The 17,902-nt window shown below is 64.6% G+C and carries 15 protein-coding genes and 1 pseudogene; 8 read left to right on the forward strand and 8 right to left on the reverse strand.

Features of this window, described 5'->3' with window-relative positions; genetic code table 11:
* Window positions 1-2 precede the first annotated feature (2 nt).
* From ACMDCR_RS27245 to ACMDCR_RS27265, 5 genes are all read right to left on the reverse strand, one after another.
* Window positions 3-941 carry a site-specific tyrosine recombinase XerD gene (locus ACMDCR_RS27245; protein WP_413989616.1) on the reverse strand — a complete coding sequence of 313 codons (939 nt, stop codon included), beginning with the start codon at window positions 939-941 and terminating at the stop codon, window positions 3-5.
* Window positions 942-981: 40 nt separating this feature from the next.
* Window positions 982-1,680 carry an acid phosphatase gene (locus ACMDCR_RS27250; protein WP_413989617.1) on the reverse strand — a complete coding sequence of 233 codons (699 nt, stop codon included), beginning with the start codon at window positions 1,678-1,680 and terminating at the stop codon, window positions 982-984.
* A gap of 180 nt (window positions 1,681-1,860) precedes the next feature.
* The gene (locus ACMDCR_RS27255) at window positions 1,861-2,169 is read right to left on the reverse strand and encodes an EthD family reductase (RefSeq protein WP_413989618.1); all 309 of its coding nucleotides are present in this window, start codon (window positions 2,167-2,169) and stop codon (window positions 1,861-1,863) included.
* A 162-nt stretch (window positions 2,170-2,331) separates the two neighbouring features.
* Entirely contained in the window at window positions 2,332-4,347 is a 2,016-nt protein-coding gene (locus tag ACMDCR_RS27260) for an FUSC family protein (protein WP_413989619.1), read from the reverse strand.
* Window positions 4,348-4,653: 306 nt separating this feature from the next.
* On the reverse strand, window positions 4,654-4,827 hold the full coding sequence (locus ACMDCR_RS27265) for a histidine kinase (RefSeq protein ID WP_413989620.1): 174 nt from the start codon (window positions 4,825-4,827) through the stop codon (window positions 4,654-4,656).
* 130 nt (window positions 4,828-4,957) lie between these two features.
* Here ACMDCR_RS27265 and ACMDCR_RS27270 point away from each other — a divergent pair, with 130 nt between their 5' ends.
* The 3 genes from ACMDCR_RS27270 (at window position 4,958) to ACMDCR_RS27280 (ending at window position 8,135) form a co-directional block, all read left to right on the forward strand.
* On the forward strand, window positions 4,958-5,617 hold the full coding sequence (locus ACMDCR_RS27270; RefSeq protein WP_413989621.1) for a shikimate kinase: 660 nt from the start codon (window positions 4,958-4,960) through the stop codon (window positions 5,615-5,617).
* The gene (gene aroB, locus ACMDCR_RS27275) at window positions 5,614-6,747 is read left to right on the forward strand and encodes a 3-dehydroquinate synthase (protein ID WP_413989622.1); all 1,134 of its coding nucleotides are present in this window, start codon (window positions 5,614-5,616) and stop codon (window positions 6,745-6,747) included. The genes ACMDCR_RS27270 and aroB overlap by 4 nt, the downstream gene beginning before the upstream one ends.
* A 101-nt stretch (window positions 6,748-6,848) precedes the next feature.
* Window positions 6,849-8,135, forward strand: coding sequence for an HlyC/CorC family transporter (locus tag ACMDCR_RS27280; RefSeq protein WP_413989623.1), 1,287 nt, complete (start codon window positions 6,849-6,851; stop codon window positions 8,133-8,135).
* A 168-nt stretch (window positions 8,136-8,303) separates the two neighbouring features.
* On the opposite strand, the gene ACMDCR_RS27285 is transcribed toward ACMDCR_RS27280, so the two are convergent.
* Entirely contained in the window at window positions 8,304-10,739 is a 2,436-nt protein-coding gene (locus ACMDCR_RS27285; protein ID WP_413989624.1) for a caspase family protein, read from the reverse strand.
* A 443-nt stretch (window positions 10,740-11,182) separates the two neighbouring features.
* On the opposite strand from ACMDCR_RS27285, the gene ACMDCR_RS27290 reads away from it, so the two are divergent.
* From ACMDCR_RS27290 to ACMDCR_RS27310, 5 genes are all read left to right on the forward strand, one after another.
* Window positions 11,183-11,854: a DUF1523 family protein gene (locus ACMDCR_RS27290; RefSeq protein ID WP_413989625.1), complete on the forward strand. Its 672-nt coding sequence runs from the start codon at window positions 11,183-11,185 to the stop codon at window positions 11,852-11,854.
* A 102-nt stretch (window positions 11,855-11,956) separates the two neighbouring features.
* Complete coding sequence (locus tag ACMDCR_RS27295; protein WP_413989626.1) at window positions 11,957-12,505, forward strand: DUF2239 family protein; 549 nt, start codon at window positions 11,957-11,959, stop codon at window positions 12,503-12,505.
* A gap of 702 nt (window positions 12,506-13,207) precedes the next feature.
* Window positions 13,208-14,338 (forward strand): type III PLP-dependent enzyme, encoded by a 1,131-nt coding sequence (locus ACMDCR_RS27300; RefSeq protein ID WP_413989627.1) that lies wholly within the window; start codon window positions 13,208-13,210, stop codon window positions 14,336-14,338.
* Window positions 14,339-14,529: 191 nt separating this feature from the next.
* Window positions 14,530-15,096, forward strand: a complete 567-nt coding sequence (locus ACMDCR_RS27305) for a GNAT family N-acetyltransferase (protein WP_413989628.1) — start codon at window positions 14,530-14,532, stop codon at window positions 15,094-15,096.
* Window positions 15,097-15,324: 228 nt separating this feature from the next.
* Entirely contained in the window at window positions 15,325-16,761 is a 1,437-nt protein-coding gene (locus tag ACMDCR_RS27310; protein ID WP_413989629.1) for a homospermidine synthase, read from the forward strand.
* 197 nt (window positions 16,762-16,958) lie between these two features.
* Here the strand turns inward: ACMDCR_RS27310 and ACMDCR_RS27315 are convergent.
* Window positions 16,959-17,219, reverse strand: a pseudogene (locus ACMDCR_RS27315) (nitrile hydratase accessory protein); the annotation flags it as partial.
* Window positions 17,188-17,847, reverse strand: a complete 660-nt coding sequence (nthB, locus tag ACMDCR_RS27320; protein ID WP_413989630.1) for a nitrile hydratase subunit beta — start codon at window positions 17,845-17,847, stop codon at window positions 17,188-17,190. The gene nthB and the pseudogene ACMDCR_RS27315, both read right to left, overlap by 32 nt.
* Between the last annotated feature and the right edge of the window lie 55 nt (window positions 17,848-17,902).

Raw genomic sequence — 17,902 nt, forward strand, 5'->3', positions numbered from 1 at the left:
CATCAATCCCCCATCGGATGCAGGTCGCGCACCATCGCCTTCATGCGCTCGTCGAGCACGTGAGTATAGATCTGCGTCGTGGCGATGTCGGCGTGGCCGAGCATCATCTGGACGGAACGCAGGTCCGCGCCGTTCTGCAGGAGGTGGCTGGCGAAGGCGTGGCGCAGGACGTGGGGGCTGATGCGGTCGCCCCGTATGCCGACCGAGGCGCCGAGCGCCTTGAGGTCGCGGGCGCAATGCTGGCGGGTGAGGTGGCCGCTCTCCCCGAAGGACGGGAAGAGCCAGGGCGAGGCCTGATCGCGGCCCGCCTCCGCCAGCAGCGCTAGATAGGCCTGCATTGCCTGGCGCGCCACATCGGTAAGCGGCACCAGCCGCTCCTTGTTGCCCTTGCCGACCACGCTGAGCATGGCGAGGCCGGGGCGGGCCGCCGAACGCTTGAGGCTGACGAGTTCGGAAACACGCAGGCCCGAGGCATAGAGCGTTTCGAGCAGGGCGCTCATGCGGGCAGCGCGCAGGCGCTCCAGCATGGGACGGGCGGCATCCTCGATCCCCTCCCCGGCAGCGGCCAGGAGGCGATCGACCTCCTCCACGCTCAGGATCTTGGGCAGGGAGCGGCCCCGCCTGGGGCCGTCGAGCACGCCGGTCGGATCATCGTCGCGAAAACCCTCTGCGTAGAGAAATTTGTGCAGCTGCCGGATGGCCGAGAGATGCCGCGCCAGCGTGGTCGCCTTGAAGCCGAGGGCAGTGAGGGAGGCGAGATGGTCGCGCGCCTGGTCCGAGGTCGCGCTGGCGATGGCGCCGCCGCGGCCGGCAAGGAAGTCGCTGTAATCGGTGAGATCGCGCCGATAGGCTTCAAGCGTATTATCGGCGCCGCCGCGTTCGGCGGACACCATATCGAGGAAGGCGTTGATCAGCCTGGTATCGCTGGCGGGCTTGGGCATTGGGATACCCTAGTCCGCCGCGGTTAACAGGCTGAAAAGATCATTTCAGGCCGAGAGCGGCGCGCAGTTCCGCCTTGGCAGGCTCGAACTCGGCCTTGAAATCGTCCTGGCGCATGATCGTCTCTGCGATCACCGTGCCGGAGATGCGGCCCATCTCGATGTCGGAGGGATAGTGGATGCCCACCACCAGGCGGCTATGGCCGTAATCCCAGGCGCGGGCCATGATCTCCGCGCGCTTCTCCGGCACCATATTGGCGAGCACGATGCCTTCCAGCGTGCCGAGCGTGGTGTGGCCGGAGGGATAGGAGCCGGACTTGCTGGGCTCGACGGCCGGGCGGACGAGATCGCTGACCAGATGGGGACGCAGGCGACCAAGGGTTTTCTTGGCGGGATCCACCACGGCGCCTTCCGTCTCGATGATGCGGTCGAAGAAGGCCGCGAACTTCGGCAGCTTGGCCTTGTCGAAATTGGCGCCAAACAGTTCGCCGCCGAAGCGCCAGACGGTTTCCTCGTCGTCGGCCTGGGCGTGCTTCAGTTCCTCGGGCGTGCGCTCGACCTGAAGCGCCAGCACCGCGGCGATCTCGCTCTTGGTCTGCATCGAATCGGCGGCCGGCGGCGGCGGCAGCAGGATGGTGAGGTCAACCACCTTGGCGTCGGTGAAGGGCTTGGCATCGTCGGCGAAAGCCGGAGAGAGGCCTGAAAGGGCCAGCATGGCGGCGAGGGCAATAATCTTGCGCAAGGGAGCACCCATAGGTTGTGGAACTTGCGCCAGATGCCACTCTGGGGTGACGGGCCGATGACAGATGCGGCGGGTGACAAGAAGACTGGCCGCAGAAGCACGCCGGGCTGATGTGCTCGATCTGGACGACATGGTGTGATCACGATCCGACAATAAGTCGGGCTGCGGCGCACCCGTCCGTCAAACCTCTTGGCTCTGAAAAATCAGCATGTCGGCGCCGCCGGTAGCAAAGTTTTGCACATCCGCGGCCGCGGCCTCGCCTTCTGCACTGGCGAATGCAGCCTGGATGGCTGCCTGATCGTCGAATTGCAAGGTCGCAATCAGATGAAACTTGGACGGACCGGCGGGCGTGACCACCGGCCCGCGACTGACCTCGTATTTCCGGAGCCCTGGGATCTTCTTTGCGATTGGAACATGGGTCTCGAAATAATACCTGTCGAATTCAGCGCTATCGACCGGCGTTCCATACATGACAACCAGGCTCGCCATGGCACTCTCCCCAAGAATTTTCGTCTGCTGCTGCGAATGGCCGGCTGCTCGGACTCCGGGGGCCCGGCTCACCAATTCCCCTCCATATCGCTCTCATATTGTCGCTCAGATGATCGGATAGCTGCAAGCGCGAAGCGCGACGTCCCTCTCGCATATTCCGGCTCAGAAATAGAGCGGATGATCCTCGAGCGCCAAGGCGATCACGCGCAGCGAGGCGGCGGCCTGGAGGTGTATGTTCGGGCTCGCGTCGGTGGCGCTTGAAGCCGCCAGGATGCGCAAGGCGTCGATCATATCGCGCCGGGTCTTGGCATGCGGGCCGCGGATGGCCAGAAGCTTGGCGAGGCGCACGAGCATCGCGCTCACTTCGACGGCGTGGCTGGCCTCGAGCAGGCCATCGCGGATGAAGCGGCGCAGGCGCATGATCTCCAGCCCCATCGTCACGGCGGCGAGGCTGCCGTCGAGCACATATTGTGCCTTGGCGCCCACGCGTTCCAAAGGGGCCATCAGCTGGTTGATGCGGTCATAGGCGAGGCTCTCGAAGGCCGAGGCCCTGGGCAGGCGCTCATGCAGGCACAGGCGGGTGAGGTCGGCGCGGAACGCCTCCACCACGCGCTCGACCACGCTCTCCGGCCGGCGCGGCAGCACAACGGCGAAGACGCCGACGCTGAGCAGGATGCCGCCCAGCACTGCGATCGCCTCGTTCAGGAAGGGCCAGGGCTGCGCCACCATGGGCTGGCGCGGATTGACGAAGAGCAGGAAGTTGATGGCAAAGGCGGTGGCAACGCTGGTGTAGCGCGGATTGGCCATGGCCAACGCCACCGGGACGAGCACGAGCGCAATGAGCAGCAGCAGCCAGAACAGGCCCTGCAGCTCCGGCAAGAGGACCTGCCCCACGACGAAGGCTGCCGGCACAGAAAAAGCAGTTCCCTTCAGGAATTCGAGGGAGGAGCGCATCGGGTTGGGCATGGTGGCGAACAGGCTCGACACCACTGCGACCATTACCGCGGCTCCTGCGAGATCGGCCCAACGCGTGGCGATCCAGTAGGCGGTGACGACGGCGGTGGCGATGGCGGCACGCACGGCATTGACGAAGGCGACCTTCTGGTCGCGGTCGATGGTGAGCGTCGGCAGCTTCCATTGGCCGGGCGGGCCAGGGGGGTCCGGTGCGCGCAAGCGCAGAGCCGTGAGGCCCTCCAGCACGAGGCCGAGGGCGGCAAGGAACTCGATCAGCAGCGTGATGCGGGCGGCGGCAGCGGCGCGATCCTCGCTCTGCTGCAGCGGAGCGGTGCGCATTGCCTCGGATTCGCGGGTGAGGTCAAGGATCTGGCGCAACCAGGGCCTGGCATCCTCGACCAGCCAGTCGCGCTGGACGAGGCCGTCCAGCATGGCCTTGACCCGGCCGAGCAACGGGCGCCAGCTCGAGTCCGGGGCACTCGCATGGGCGAGGAGTGTGTGGATGGCCGAGATCGCCGAGAGCATGTGGCCGATCGTATGCCGGGCCATGCGGCCATGGGTCACCAGCCCTGGCGCCTCGATGCGAGCATAGGCGCGCATGCCGGCCAGCGCCTCGATGTCGACGATCAACCGCTGGTAGCGGGTGTCGAGTTCGGGTTTGGCTGTGCCGCCGATGGCCCCGGCGCCGTAGCGTGCGATGTCGCGCAGGCCCGCGCCGACGCGCTCCACCAGCACGTCCCTTGCGAGCTGCGGCATGAAGAAGCGTCCGGCAATGCCTGCGCAGGTGATGCCGAGCATGATCTCGATGCAGCGCGCCACGGCAAGGTCGGTAACGAGATGGGGATTGTCGAAGGCCGGCAGGCCAATGATGGCGGCCGTGTAGCCGGCCAGCACCGCGCCATAGGATTCGGGATTGCGCAGCACCGAGGCAACATAGGTGCACACGGCGATCCACAAGGTGAGCAGGCCGACATAGGCGATATGCTCCGTGCCGGTGGCCTTGACCATCGCCACCGAAGCAACCGCTCCGATCAGGGTGCCCGTGAGGCGGAACAGGCCCTTGGCGAGGACCATGCCGGCGACGGGCTGGCTGACGATGAACACCGTCATCATCGCCCACTGCGGCTGCCCGAGGCCGAGCAGATAGGCGATGACCAACGCGATGAGGCCCACCAGGGTCGTACGCAGCGCAAAGATCCAGTCCGCCCGCGGGGGCAGGGACACTTGCGGCACCAGGACGGCAAAGCGCGCGCGAAGGGAAGCGGGACTGGGCATGCTTACGGGAATAGAGGCTCAGCCTGCGAATTGGAACCGGGCGCGACAGGGAAAACACCAGCGGCCCAAAAAGGCATTGTTCGAGCGACAGGACATTGTCATTCCCGGCAGCGCCGCAGGCGCTGGGAAGGGGATCCAGGGGCTGACGGTCTCACTTCTCCGGCCCCTGAATTCCCTTCCCGGCGCGTACGGAGCTGGGAACGGAATGGCAGAGGTTCCTGCCCAGAGTGCTCGTCGCTCGCGCCAACAAGCCCTTCACGGCGCGTTGCCGGGCGATGTATCCGGCCTCGGCTGCAGGTTCCTGAGTGGCACGTCCACGCTCATCGGCCGGGTAGCCGGCCTCACATAGGTACCCAGCGCATAGACGAGGCCATATCCGGCAAGACCGATTATGACGAGGATAAGCAGGAAACGGAGCAGACTGGGCATAGGGAACCTGGAGATTTCGGCCGCACAATACTGCGCGAATCCGGGCGGAGCTATGTCTTCGGCGCGGCCAAACAACGAATGAAATGTGGGAAACCCTTGCGTCCCGGCCCGTCTCCGGTTCAATAGAAATATGACTTTGTTGATGCAGGACGAAATGGGCGGCGTTGCGACATCTTTTGCTCCGGCCGAACGCGAGAAGAAGCTGACCCGGGCCCTCGCAGGCCGGTCGGTCGTGCTGGTGGGAATGATGGGCGCGGGAAAGAGCGCGGTGGGCAAGCGCCTTGCAGGCCGGCTAGGGCTTGAATTCCGGGACGCCGACGCCGAGATCGAGGAAGCGGCCAAGAAGACCATCTCGGAGATCTTCGCCAGCGACGGCGAGACGTTTTTTCGCGACAAGGAGCGGCGCGTGATCGCCCGCCTGCTCTCCTGCGAGGAGCCGATCGTGCTGGCGACCGGCGGGGGCGCCTATATGAACAGCGAGACCCGCGCCCTGATCGCCGGATGCAGCGTCTCGATCTGGCTGAAGGCCGAATTCGACGTGTTGCTGCGCCGCGTGCGCCGCAAGCCGACCCGGCCGCTGCTCCAGAACCCCGACCCCGAGGGCACGCTGAAAAAGCTGATGGACCTGCGCTACCCCATCTATGCCGAGGCGGATGTCACCGTCCTGTCGCGGGATGTGGCGCATGACATGGTGCTGGAGGATGTGATCTCCGCCCTCGAAACCTATCTCAAGCTCCGGGATCCCGCGATGCCGGAGCTGAACGCCCACAAGCCGGACTCCCTCGCATGAGCACGCCGATCACCGTTCCCGTCGTCCTGGGAGCGCGCTCCTACGAGATCCTCATAGGACCGGGCCTGCTGGCCGAAGCCGGCGCCCGCATCGCTGCCTTGGCGCCGCAGGCCCGGCTCGCCATCGTCACCGACGAAAATGTCGCCGCCCTGCATCTTGCCGCCTTGACGGCCAGCCTCGACAAGGCCGGCCTCGCGCACCAGACCATCATGGTGAAGCCGGGCGAGGCCTCCAAGAGCTACGCCACCTTCGCCGAGGTCTGTGACGGGCTGCTGGCCACCAAGGTCGAGCGCGGCGATTTCGTCATCGCCTTTGGGGGCGGCGTGATCGGCGATCTCGCCGGCTTTGCAGCCGCGGTCGTCAGGCGGGGCATGCGCTTCATCCAGGTCCCGACCAGCCTCCTCGCCCAGGTCGATTCTTCCGTCGGCGGCAAGACCGGCATCAATTCACACCACGGCAAGAACCTCGTCGGCGCCTTCCACCAGCCGAGCCTGGTGCTGGCCGATACGAGCGTGCTCGACACGCTCTCGACGCGCGAATTCCGCGCCGGCTATGCCGAGGTCGCGAAATACGGCCTGATCAACGACGCGCCCTTCTTCCGCTGGCTGGAGAAGAACTGGCCTGACGTGATGGCCGGTGGAAAGGCACGCGAAAAAGCCATCGCCGTCTCCTGCCGCTCCAAGGCCAGCATTGTGGCGCGCGACGAAACCGAGACCGGCGAGCGTGCGCTCCTCAATCTCGGTCACACCTTCGGCCATGCGCTGGAGGCGTTGACGGGTTATGATGCGCAGCGTCTCGTCCATGGCGAGGGCGTTTCGATCGGCATGGTACTCGCCTATGAATTTTCGGCGCGCCTCGGCCTGTGCTCGCAGGAGACGCCCTCGCGTATCGCGGGCCACCTGGCCGAGGCCGGCCTGCCCACCCGCATCGACCAAGTGCCGGGCGGCGTGGGCACGGCGGTGGAGTTGATGAACGCCATCACGCAGGACAAAAAGGTCAAGCGCGGCAAGCTCACCTTCATCCTCACGCGCGGCATCGGCGAGAGCTTCATCGCCAACGACGTCGACCCGGCGGCTGTGACGGAGTTTTTGGAGGAGAAGCTGGCCGTCGCTCAAAAGGTGAGCGCGTGAGCGATGGGCGTCGATTTGTTTCTTGAGGAGCGCGATACCCCCAGCTTCGTGGGGGAGGCTTCTCGCGTTCTGTCTTTCCCGCCTGGAAGCCTCCGCACGCCATGACCGCCCAGATGTGGTTCTCCATCTTCATCGTCTTCCTGCTCCTCCTGGCGGGCTTTTTCTTTGCAGGCTCCGAGACGGCGCTGACAGCAGCTTCGCGCGCGCGCCTCCTGTCGCTTGAACGGAACGGCAACCGGGCGGCCAAGGTCGTCAATAAGCTGCTTGACATCCGCGAGGCGATGATCGGCTCGCTCCTGGTCGGCACCAGCATAGTCAACACGGCGGCGGCGGCGCTGACGACGGGCATCCTGCTCGACATTTTCGGCGATGTCGGCATCTTTTACGCCACCATCGTCATCTCGGTGCTCACGATCGTCTTCGTCGAGATCCTGCCGAAGACCATCGCCATCAATTTCCCCGAGCGCTTCTCGCTTGCAGTGGCCTGGCCGGTGCGCATCGTGGTCATCGTCTTCTCGCCCCTGACCACCGGGCTGGGCTGGCTGGTGCGCGGCATCCTGCTCCTGTTCGGCCTGCGCATCGGCGAGCACACCTCGATCCTCTCCGCAGCAGACGAGTTGCGCGGCACCGTCGATCTCCTGCACAAGGAAGGCTCAGTGGAGAAGACCGATCGCGACATGTTCGGCGGGCTGATCGACCTGCAGGAGCTGACGGTTGGCGACATCATGGTCCACCGCACCACCATGCTGTCGGTCGATATCGACGAGGATCCCAGCCATATCGTGCAGAGCGTGCTGGCGGCCCCCTACACGCGCATCCCGGTCTGGAAGGACACGCCCGAGAACATCATCGGCGTGCTGCATGCCAAGGATCTCCTGCGTGCCCTTGACGCCGCCGGCAACGACCCGTCCAAGCTCGACCTGGAAGAGATCGCCCTGCCCGCCTGGTTCGTGCCCGACACCACCTCGCTCGCCGACCAGTTGCGCTCCTTCCGCCGCAAGAAGATGCATTTCGCCTTCGTGGTCGACGAATATGGCTCGGTGCAGGGCATCGTTACGCTGGAAGACATTATCGAGGAAATCGTCGGCGATATCTCGGACGAGCACGACGTGGCGGTGAGCGGCGTCCGCCCGCAGGCCGACGGTGCCGTCAATGTCGATGGCTCGGTGCCGATCCGCGATCTCAACCGGGCCATGGACTGGAACCTGCCGGACGAGGAGGCCACCACCATTGCCGGCCTCGTCATCCACGAGGCGCGTACCATCCCCGAGGCCGGGCAGACCTTCACCTTCTACGGTTACCGCTTCCAGATCCTGCGCAAGCAGAAGAACCGGATTGCCTCGCTCAGAATCACGCCGGTCGACGCCGCGGCAGCCAAGGCCGAGTGAGGTTCATGTCGGTGGAAAATGTGCCGGCACGGTGATGGAATGGCTGTTGCCGCCCATTGCGTCTAAAGCAAAATTCGCTCGCACCGGAGCGGACCTCCAAATGAGCTCTTTGATATCGAGAGCTTTTTGCGATTCTTGGTGATTCCGTGTGAAGACAAAACGCTAAAATCAACGAGGGCCCGACGATTCCCCCCTGCCTCCGGAATTGGTGGATCCGCGGGTGTTGCCGTTGTTGCCATTGTTGCCGTTGCCGCCCCCCTGGCCGCCTGTGCCCTGATCGTAAAGAATGCGCGGGCCGGTTACATCCGGTGGCGGCGGTGTGAAGATCACCTGCGGCTCGACACGGAATTTCTTGCGCGGTGGCGGTGTGACCACGACCTTGTGCACCGGCGGGAGCACGACTTCCATCTTGTCGCCCTTCGGCGGGCCACACGGATCGAAGGCGTATTGCCACTGTCTTCCATTCGGATCCAGCGCCGCCATGAGGCCGGCATAATGTCTGGCCTTCTCCGGATTGCGTACATCCACGGGCCCCCTGGCATAGATCCAGGCCAGGTTTGAGGCGGCGTAATAATCACCGCGCTCGGCGCCGGTCTCAAACCAGCCGATTGCCGTTGGCAGATCCTTTTTTACGCCATTGCCGTTGAAATACATGGTCCCGATCGTGGTGGGGGCGTAGGGATGCGCCTTGTCTGTGGCGGTCTTCAAGAGCCCCATCGCGGTGGCGGCGTCGCGGGCTACGCCTTTGCCCTCCAGATAGGCGACACCCAGGTTGCGCATCCCGCAAACATCGTTGCGCACCAGGGCAGCCTGGAAGAACTTGGCACCGCGCGCGGGATCGGCAGGCACGTTCTGGCCGTAATAGTACATGGCGCCGAGCGTATTCATCGCCGAAGTGTTGCCGAGTTCGACGGCCTGGCCGATGAGCTTGACGCCATCGTCGACGGATTTGGGAGTTCCTCGCCCAAGGGTGCGGTTGCGGCCATAATCCAACATGGCGTAGGCGTCGACGCCGGCACCTTTCTTGAAGAGCTGGTTGGCCTCCGCCAGGTTTTGCGGTTTCCCGGCACCGCGCTCGGCCAGGAGGCCCAAGCCATGATAGGCGCGGATATAGCCGGCATCGGCCGCGGCCTTGAATTGCTCGCTCGCCCCGGCCACGTCGTTGTCGGCAAGCTTGGCGCGGCCGAGTTCATATTTGTAGCGCGCAATCCCGGGAAACTTCGCCACGGCCTCGGTGCAGGCCGCGATGGCCGCCTTGGCATCGACCTCGTTAGGCAGCTTGCCGGCGGTGACACCCTCAGGATCGAGCGGCTCGCCAGCCAATTCGTCGCAGGCCGGCACGAAGGGCTCGATCCGGCCAGTCACGACCTGACTGTCGCCACCAGGCTGCTCGACCTTGAGCTGGATGGTCTGCAGCTTGCCTTCCGAACCGATGGCGGGCTCGAAGCTCAAGGCTCGAAGTGCATTCTGGTCAATAATATCGCCCTCGCCGAGGGGCTTGCCGTTGAGGTAGAGCACTCCGCGGCTCGGGGCGGCGGCGACCTGGATCTCGGCGCCGGTGGCGTCGCGGATGAGTGGCAGGTCGTCGAGCATCGCCACCTCGCCGATGCCGATCGGCACGCGGCGCGGCTTGCTGAAGGTCTCATCCAGGAGAGCCGCCATCTGCACCGGGGCGGCCTGCGGCGACTCCGCGGTGGCCGTATCCTGCCTCGGCGCGGAGCCGATTCTCACTGCACCTAAATTCGCGGTCTGCACCGGCTTCACAGGCTCGATATGGATGACCGGCTTGGCCAGGTAGACGGGCTGCGTCAGTGTACTCATCAGCCAGGGGCGCTGGCGCTCATGGGTGGCCTGCCAGACATCCTGCGTCACCTCATCGAGGGCCTTCTGCACATCGACGCCCAGCGTGAACGAATATTTGAGCATGGAGGCGGTGAAAGGCGACTTGTCGCCAGCGCCGTCCTCGGCCACCGCACCGGGCTGCGTCGAATAGGCGACGAAACTCCCCGGGGAACTGGTCAGGGGTGCAAGGCCGACGCCGGCGACAGTCATCTGTTTCGCCGGTCCCACAAGGTAGGAACGCGCCTGGAAGGGATTGTTCCGGCAGGAATCGAGATAGACGAGCTGCGTCTTGGAGTATTGCCGCATGGCCGACAGAATCGTCTGAACCTGGATGGTTTCGATTTCGAGATCGGCCGGATCCTTCAGCTTGGCATCGATGGGAATGATGCGGTTGTCCCCGCCGACCTGGATGCCGTGGCCAGAATAATAGAACAGGCTGATGTCGGAGCCCTTCAGGGACTGGATGAAGAGCCGCATGGCCTCGTCGAAGTCCTTGCGCTTGAGATCGAGAACCGAGATCACCTGGAAGCCCTGGCGCGTCAGCGCCTGGGCCACGGCGCGGGCGTCATTGTCGGGATTGTTGAGGGGCGGCACCACCGTGTAGTTGCTGTTGCCGACCACGAATGCGATGCGCCGTTCCGCCGCGTTGGCGCTCGGGGCAACGGCCAGCATCATGGCGGCGAGCGCCGCCAGCGGCAGAGCGGCTTTCCGGGCAGGGCAACGACGACCGGCGGGATCTCGATTCGAGATGAGCGCTGCCATGGATGCCTCCCTACAAGCCAATCCGGATTCGCCAACGTTCAATTATAAGTAGCTGCAAGCCAAGCTTACATCGGTCACGAATACTTACGCGGAACAAGCGCCCGCGGAGGGTGACGGTCGGATCCTCGCAAATACCGAGGAATACGACTCCTTCTATGCTCTACTCAGATTTTCAAACCTTATAGGATTAAAAGCAACAGGCCGGCAGTGCCGGAACGCACAAATCGCGAATTTTGCAGAGTGACTTCAGATTTATTTCAGAAGCGTGGCACGAACCGATTTCATGGGCTGTGTCCTTACAAACCGCTTTTGCACGCGCCGCGGTGCCTTCGCCCCTCATGCAGGTGGCCTCACCTGCGCGGGGGTCTTGCCCGCATCTTGGAAACGCCTGGCTTGTTGGATAGGAGATGTGAGCGAGACGTCCGCGCACCCCGGGGGAAAGTATGCTGCGCCTGCTCAAATGGGTCGTGATCATCCTTGTGCTCGTCACGGGCGCCAGCTGGCTCGACCAAGTTCTGCCGCGCTATGACGTGGTGCGCATCGTCGGCACCGACACAAAGCGCCTGGATTCCTCGGGCTATTTCGACAGCGACCAGCCGGGCCCGAAGACCACCAGCAGCCGCGACGTGCGCTTCATCAACACGGTCTATCCGAGCGGGACGCCGCGTGTCTTCCGCAACGAGGACACCGACTGGGGCTTTCCCTGGTACTACAAGTTCGACTCCGGCAACCTGATGGCGGCCGCGCAGGCCTTCCAGTCCGGTGCGGACAACCCGAAATGGGTGGTGATCAAGAGCTATGGCTGGCGCGTCACCCTCCTCACCATGTTCCCGAATGCAATCTCGATCCGCGCGGCGAGCGGGCCGGACGAGTATGTCATCCCCTGGCTGCGCATTTTCGTGTTCGGCTTCCTCGCCATCTTGCTGATCTGGCTCTATTTCCGCTTGCGCCGTTTCAAGCGCGAGCGTCTGGACCCCATGTTCGGCCGAATCGAAAGTCGCATGAGCGCCGCGGCGGATGCGGTTGACGATCACGCCGTGGCTGTCTCCAACACGACCAACGGCTTCATGGCGCGCCTCCGGCGCTGGCTGGGTTGGGGACGATCAAAGCATTAGGCTGAGACTTGTTGCGCATGACGAATCATATTTGATCCGGGTAATATTGACTCGAAAATTTTACCCGGGTATATCCCGCACAACACCACGGGATGAAGGACCATGACACACACTCTTATTGCCTTTGCCGGTGCGCGTCGCCTGGCCGAGGGAGACACCGCCAGCGTGGCTGTCGCCATCCGGCAGGCGCAGGACAGCGGCGAAGCTGCGTCCATCTTCGTGTTCGAGCGGGACAGCAGCCGCCCGGTCGATCTCGATCTGCGCGGCACGCCTGCCGAGATCCGGACACGCTACATCGCCATTGATCCCCCGCGCGGTCCCGGCCGCCCCAAGCTGGGCGTCGTCGCCCGCGAGGTCACGCTGCTGCCGCGTCACTGGGACTGGCTTGCGGCTCAGCCGGGCGGCGCCTCCGTGGCGCTGCGCAAGCTGGTGGACGAAGCCCGTCACGCCTCCGAGGAAAAGGATCGCATCCGCGATGCGCGCGAGGCCACCTTCCGCTTCATGAGCGCCATGGCCGGAGACGCGCCCCATTACGAGGAAGCGATTCGCGCCCTGTTCGCAGGGGACAGGGAAAAGTTCGGCGCCCTGATCGAAGCCTGGCCGCAGGACGTGCGCGAGCATGTCCACAAGCTGGCGGAGGCAGGGTTTTGACGCCGGCAGCGCGGACGTCTCGTCCGCTCTTCCTCTCTCGCAGAACGCATCGTTTCCAAGAGCAGACGAGGACGTCCGCGCTCCCGGCAACCCCTTATCCGGCCAAGCAAATTTTTACTTTTTCTTGACCTCGAAATTTTTGCGCTCCGCTTAAAAATTTCCCTTGCATGTGACGCCCATAATCCCTATTTCCCGGCTTGCCCAATTTCGCACGTGCCTGTGGCCGCGTGTCGGTCGGTGGACATCCAGACAAGAGGCTGGACGGTCGCCAGGGATGGACTAGGGATCGCGGCAGTGATCCCTTGAGGTGGCCCGACACTTTCTTAAGTGTCGTTGCCATCGAATCCCGAACAACGATCGGCAGCCGGAGGCGACCGGTGAACCCCGTACTCCGCGGGGGACGCAGCTTGAAGCAACGACGAAGCGGGCTTTTTTGGTCTCGGCTGGTGTCCAGATCCAGCGACTGAAGAGGCTTGTTTCTCTTTGCCAGGCGTGCGGACCGGGTTTCCCGATCCAATCCAAGGCAGTTTCGAACCATGCAGCGGTTTGTTCCGCTGTGTGGAGATACGCATCCCGTCGCGGTGAGGCTCATGCCTGACCGGCGGTGGGCGGCGCGTCTTCATTGTCGATCCGCGTTTCCACCCCGCGGCGGCCGTGACGGCGCTCCGATCCGTGCCATTTCCAGGATTGGGGGAACCCACCATGACCGACCGCATCCGCGACTATCTGCGCGCCAACCCTGCCGAAGGCCCCCGCCTCGTCGTCGATCTCGACGTGGTTGAGCGGAACTATCAGGCGTTCGCTCATGCGCTGCCGGACACCCGCGTATTCTACGCCGTCAAGGCCAACCCGGCGCCGGAGATCCTCAATCTCCTGGCCGAGCTCGGCTCGAATTTCGACTGCGCTTCCGTGGTCGAGATCGAGCAGGCGCTCGCCACCGGCGCAGAGGCCGACCGCGTCTCGTTCGGCAACACCATCAAGAAGGAGCGCGACATCGCCCGTGCCTTCGAGCTCGGCGTGCGCCTCTTCGCGGTGGACTGCGAAGCCGAAGTGGAGAAGATCGCCCGTGTTGCCCCCGGCTCGCGTGTGTTCTGCCGTATCCTGTGCGACGGCGCAGGCGCCGAGTGGCCGCTGTCGAAGAAGTTCGGCTGCGCGCCCGAAATGGCGCCGGATGTGCTGGAACGCGCTCAGGTTCTCGGCCTGACGGCCTATGGCGTATCGTTCCATGTCGGCTCGCAGCAGGGCAACGTCCAGGCTTGGGATAGCGCGCTTGCGACCGCAGCGCGCATCTTCCGCGAGCTGGCCGAGCGCGGCATCACGCTGTCGATGGTCAATATGGGCGGTGGCTTCCCGGCCAAGTATCTGCGTGCCATGCCGGGCGTGCCCGCTTATGGCGACGCGATCTTCGGCGCGCTCCGCCGCCATTTCGGCAACCAGCTGCCTGAGACCATCATCGAGCCGGGCCGTGGCATGGTCGGCGATGCCGGCATGATCGAGGCCGAGGTGGTGCTTGTGTCGAAGAAGGCGGTGGAGGACGAAATCCGCTGGGTCTATCTCGACATCGGCAAGTTCCACGGCCTCGCCGAGACCATGGACGAAGCCATCCGCTACCCGATCCGCACCGAGCGGGACGGTGACGTCAAGGCGCCCTGCGTCCTGGCCGGGCCGACCTGCGACAGCGTCGACGTGCTCTATGAGAAGACCCCCTATGATCTTCCCGTGAGCCTGTCGATTGGCGACAAGGTGCTGATCGAGGCCTGCGGGGCCTACACCACCACCTACTCCACGGTGGGCTTCAACGGCTTCCCGCCGCTGGCGTCGGTGGTGATCTGAGGCGTCATCCCGGAAGCGCGCAGCGCTATCCGGGACCGTCCTCCAGCAAGCCTTTGACGTTCAACGACCCCGTGTCTCCGGTGCTCCATTACATGGCGCACCACGCACGGGATCACCTCCCATTCATCGTCCCGTACGGCCGCGTTTGTCGGTGCGAGGGCTGTCGCTCTAGCCTCCAAGGAGCCACGGCCATGATCCGTATTGTCCAGGAAACCTCTTCCCATTTCGATGCCCGCGAGAAGCTGCTCGATGCCGCTTTCGGGCCGTCCCGCTTCGCCAAGACCTCGGAGCGCCTGCGCGAGGGCCGTCTGCCCGCCAAGGGCCTGGCCTTCTCGGCTCTCGACGACGGCAAGCTGATCGGCACTCTGCGTCTGTGGAGCATCTCGGCAGGCCCCGGCCGGGCAGCACTCCTGCTCGGCCCGCTCGCCATCGATGCCGCGCGCCGTAGCGAGGGCCTGGGCGCGCGCATGATGTGGCATGCCATCGGCCATGCCCAGCATCTCGGCCACAAGGCCATCCTGCTGGTGGGCGATGCGCCCTATTACAGCCGCTTCGGCTTCTCGACCGACCTCACCGAGCGCCTCTGGCTGCCCGGCCCCGTGGAGCGCAACCGCTTCCTCGGCCTGGAGCTTGTGCCCGATGGGCTGGTGGGCGCCAGCGGTCTGGTGAACGCCACCGGCGAGAAGGTCGCCACACCGGACTTCGCAGCGCTGGTCGCGAAGGCGGCCAACGACACGGCGTGGCGGTTCGCGGCGTAGCTGGGAGCGCGGACGTCTCGTCCGCTCTTGGGCCTCGACTGTCCAGAATGGAGAGGGGCGGTCCCGAAAGGATCGCCCTTCTCATTTGACGACGGCGTTTCCAAGAGCGGACGAGGACGTCCGCGCTCCCGGGCCGACCGTCATCTCCCCTTCACACTCTCTCGACAAAAACTTGCAGCTAGCCCCGGCTCGCCCTAAACGCTTGGGGTCAAGCATTCAGGAGGTATCATGGCTGAGTGGCCAGTCTACGGTAAGATTTCCGGTCCCATCGTGATGATCGGCTTTGGCTCGATCGGGCGCGGCGTGCTGCCGCTGATCGAACGCCATTTCACCTATGACAAGAGCCGCCTCGTCATCGTCGATCCGCACCCCCTGCCCGCCGACCGCAAGCTCATCGAGGAGCGCGGCATCCGCTTCATCCAGGAGGCGGTGACCAGGGACAATTACAAGGGCCTGCTCGAGCCGCTGCTCAGCAGTGGCGGCGGCCAGGGCTTCTGCGTGAACCTCTCGGTCGACACCTCTTCCGTTGACATCATGGAGTTCTGCCGCAGCCTCGGCTCGCTCTATATCGATACGGTGGTCGAGCCCTGGCTCGGCTTCTATTTCGACAGGAATGCCGGCCCGGAAGCGCGCACCAACTACGCCCTGCGCGAGAGCATGCTCGCTGCCAAGCGCCGCAATCCCGGTGGTCCCACGGCCGTGTCCTGCTGCGGCGCCAATCCTGGCATGGTGTCCTGGTTCGTCAAACAGGCACTGCTCGACGTCGCCAAGGAAACCGGCTACGGCACGCCCGATCCCAAAACTCGCGAAGAATGGGCGGCCCTGGCGCAGGCTGTCGGCGTCAAGGGCATTCATATCGCCGAGCGCGACACCCAGCGCGCCAAGCATCCCAAGCCCCGCGACGTCTTCGTCAACACCTGGTCGGTCGAAGGCTTCATCTCCGAGGGCCTGCAGCCGGCTGAACTCGGCTGGGGCACGCATGAAACCTGGATACCCGAGACCGGCCGCACGCACAAGGAGGGCTGTGGCGCTGCGATCTATCTGCTGCAGCCCGGCGCCAACACGCGCGTTCGAACCTGGTGCCCGACGCCCGGCCCGCAATATGGCTTCCTCGTCACCCACAACGAGGCGATCTCCATCGCCGACTATCTGACGGTGCGCGAGGGCGACAAAGCCGTCTACCGGCCGACCTGCCACTACGCCTACCACCCGGCCAACGATGCCGTGCTCTCGCTGCACGAGATGTTCGGCGCCGCCGGCAAGGCACAGGACAAATTCGTCATCCTGGACGAGAACGAGATCGTCGACGGTGCCGACGAACTCGGCGTGCTGCTCTACGGCCATGCCAAGAACGCCTACTGGTTCGGCTCGCAGCTCACCATCGAGGAGACGCGCAAGCTCGCGCCCTACCAGAACGCCACCGGCATGCAGGTGACCTCCGCGGTGCTCGCCGGCATGGTCTGGGCGCTGGAGAATCCGGCTGCCGGCATCGTCGAGGCCGACGAGATGGATTTCCGCCACTGCCTCGAAGTGCAGCGGCCCTATCTCGGCCCGGTGAAAGGCTATTATACCGATTGGACCCCGCTCGACGGCCGCCCGGGCTTCTTCCCGGAGGATATCGATACGTCGGATCCCTGGCAGTTCCGGAACATATTGGTGCGGTAGGCTGGGAGCGCGGACGTCTCGTCCGCTCCCGAACCACCAACACTCCAAAAAAGGGGCGCGATCACAATCGTTTGCGCCCTTTTCCTTTATCTGATCGCTTCCAGGAGCAGACGAGACGCCTACGCTCCCAGGGGCAAGCCACAGCAAGTGAAAATAGACCCGCTACAGCACCACGCGCCGGGAGAGAAGGTTCACGTCAGCCCTTTGCGCTCCACCAGCTTCTCCAGGGCCGACAGCCAGTGCTCGTAATAGTGCGAACCGCCATCGGCGGGCGCCGCAGCGATTTCGGCGGCGAGAGCCTGCGCCCATTCAGGCCAGGTGAACACGCCCTTTTCATGGAGTGAGACGGCCATGGCGAAGGCACGCGCCTCCCAGGGCTCGCGAAAGACGGGCTCGCCGCGGTCGCGCGGGATAGAGGGAATGGCCTCAAGCAGGGTCAAGATAGCTCTCCCACAGATCGAGCATCACGGCGAGGGTGGGATCGGCCTCGCGGCCCCAGAGCTCGCTGCCGGCAAAGCGCACGGTGTAGAGCCATTCGGGATTCTCGCCCCCGTCATGGGCATTGCTGTCGGGCAGCACGAACATCGTATGGGCCTCGACGATGGTGCCGACATGGCCGCGGGCATAGCGCGGCAGCCGGGTATGGGTGGGCTTGTGCTCATTGCGCGTCCTGACGCGGTCCCCTGCCGCGAAACGCGCCGGCTGCGTCACCGCCCGGTCGCAGCGCGCGCCCGCGAGCAGCGCCGCCGGCACCTCGGCTGCCTTGATCACGCGCCTGACGGGCTTTGCCGGCTCGATCGCCCTTCCCTCGGCGAGCTCGGCCTCGATGACCAGGCCCTTGGCCAGCAACAGCTTGATCAGCCCCTTGATCCAGATCTCGTAATAGGAGGAGGAAAGATACTCGGCCGGCGGCAGGCTCTCGCGGGCATGGCGCCCGGCATCGAGCGGCCAGGAGCCGGCGGCGCCCATTGCCAGGGTCACCGCCATCGCCCGCTTCTCCCAGGGCGCATGGAAGAAAGGCTCGTCCTTCTCCGGCATGACAGGCCCGAAACCCATCATGCCGCCGAGATCCTGCGCACCGTTCATGGGGAGCTCCCTGAAAAAACGAAGCGCAGGTTTAGCAAGGGGCGCGATGGATGGC

Source organism: Labrys okinawensis (genome assembly GCF_047345005.1).
In the GTDB taxonomy this organism is placed as follows: Bacteria; Pseudomonadota; Alphaproteobacteria; order Rhizobiales; family Labraceae; genus Labrys; species Labrys okinawensis.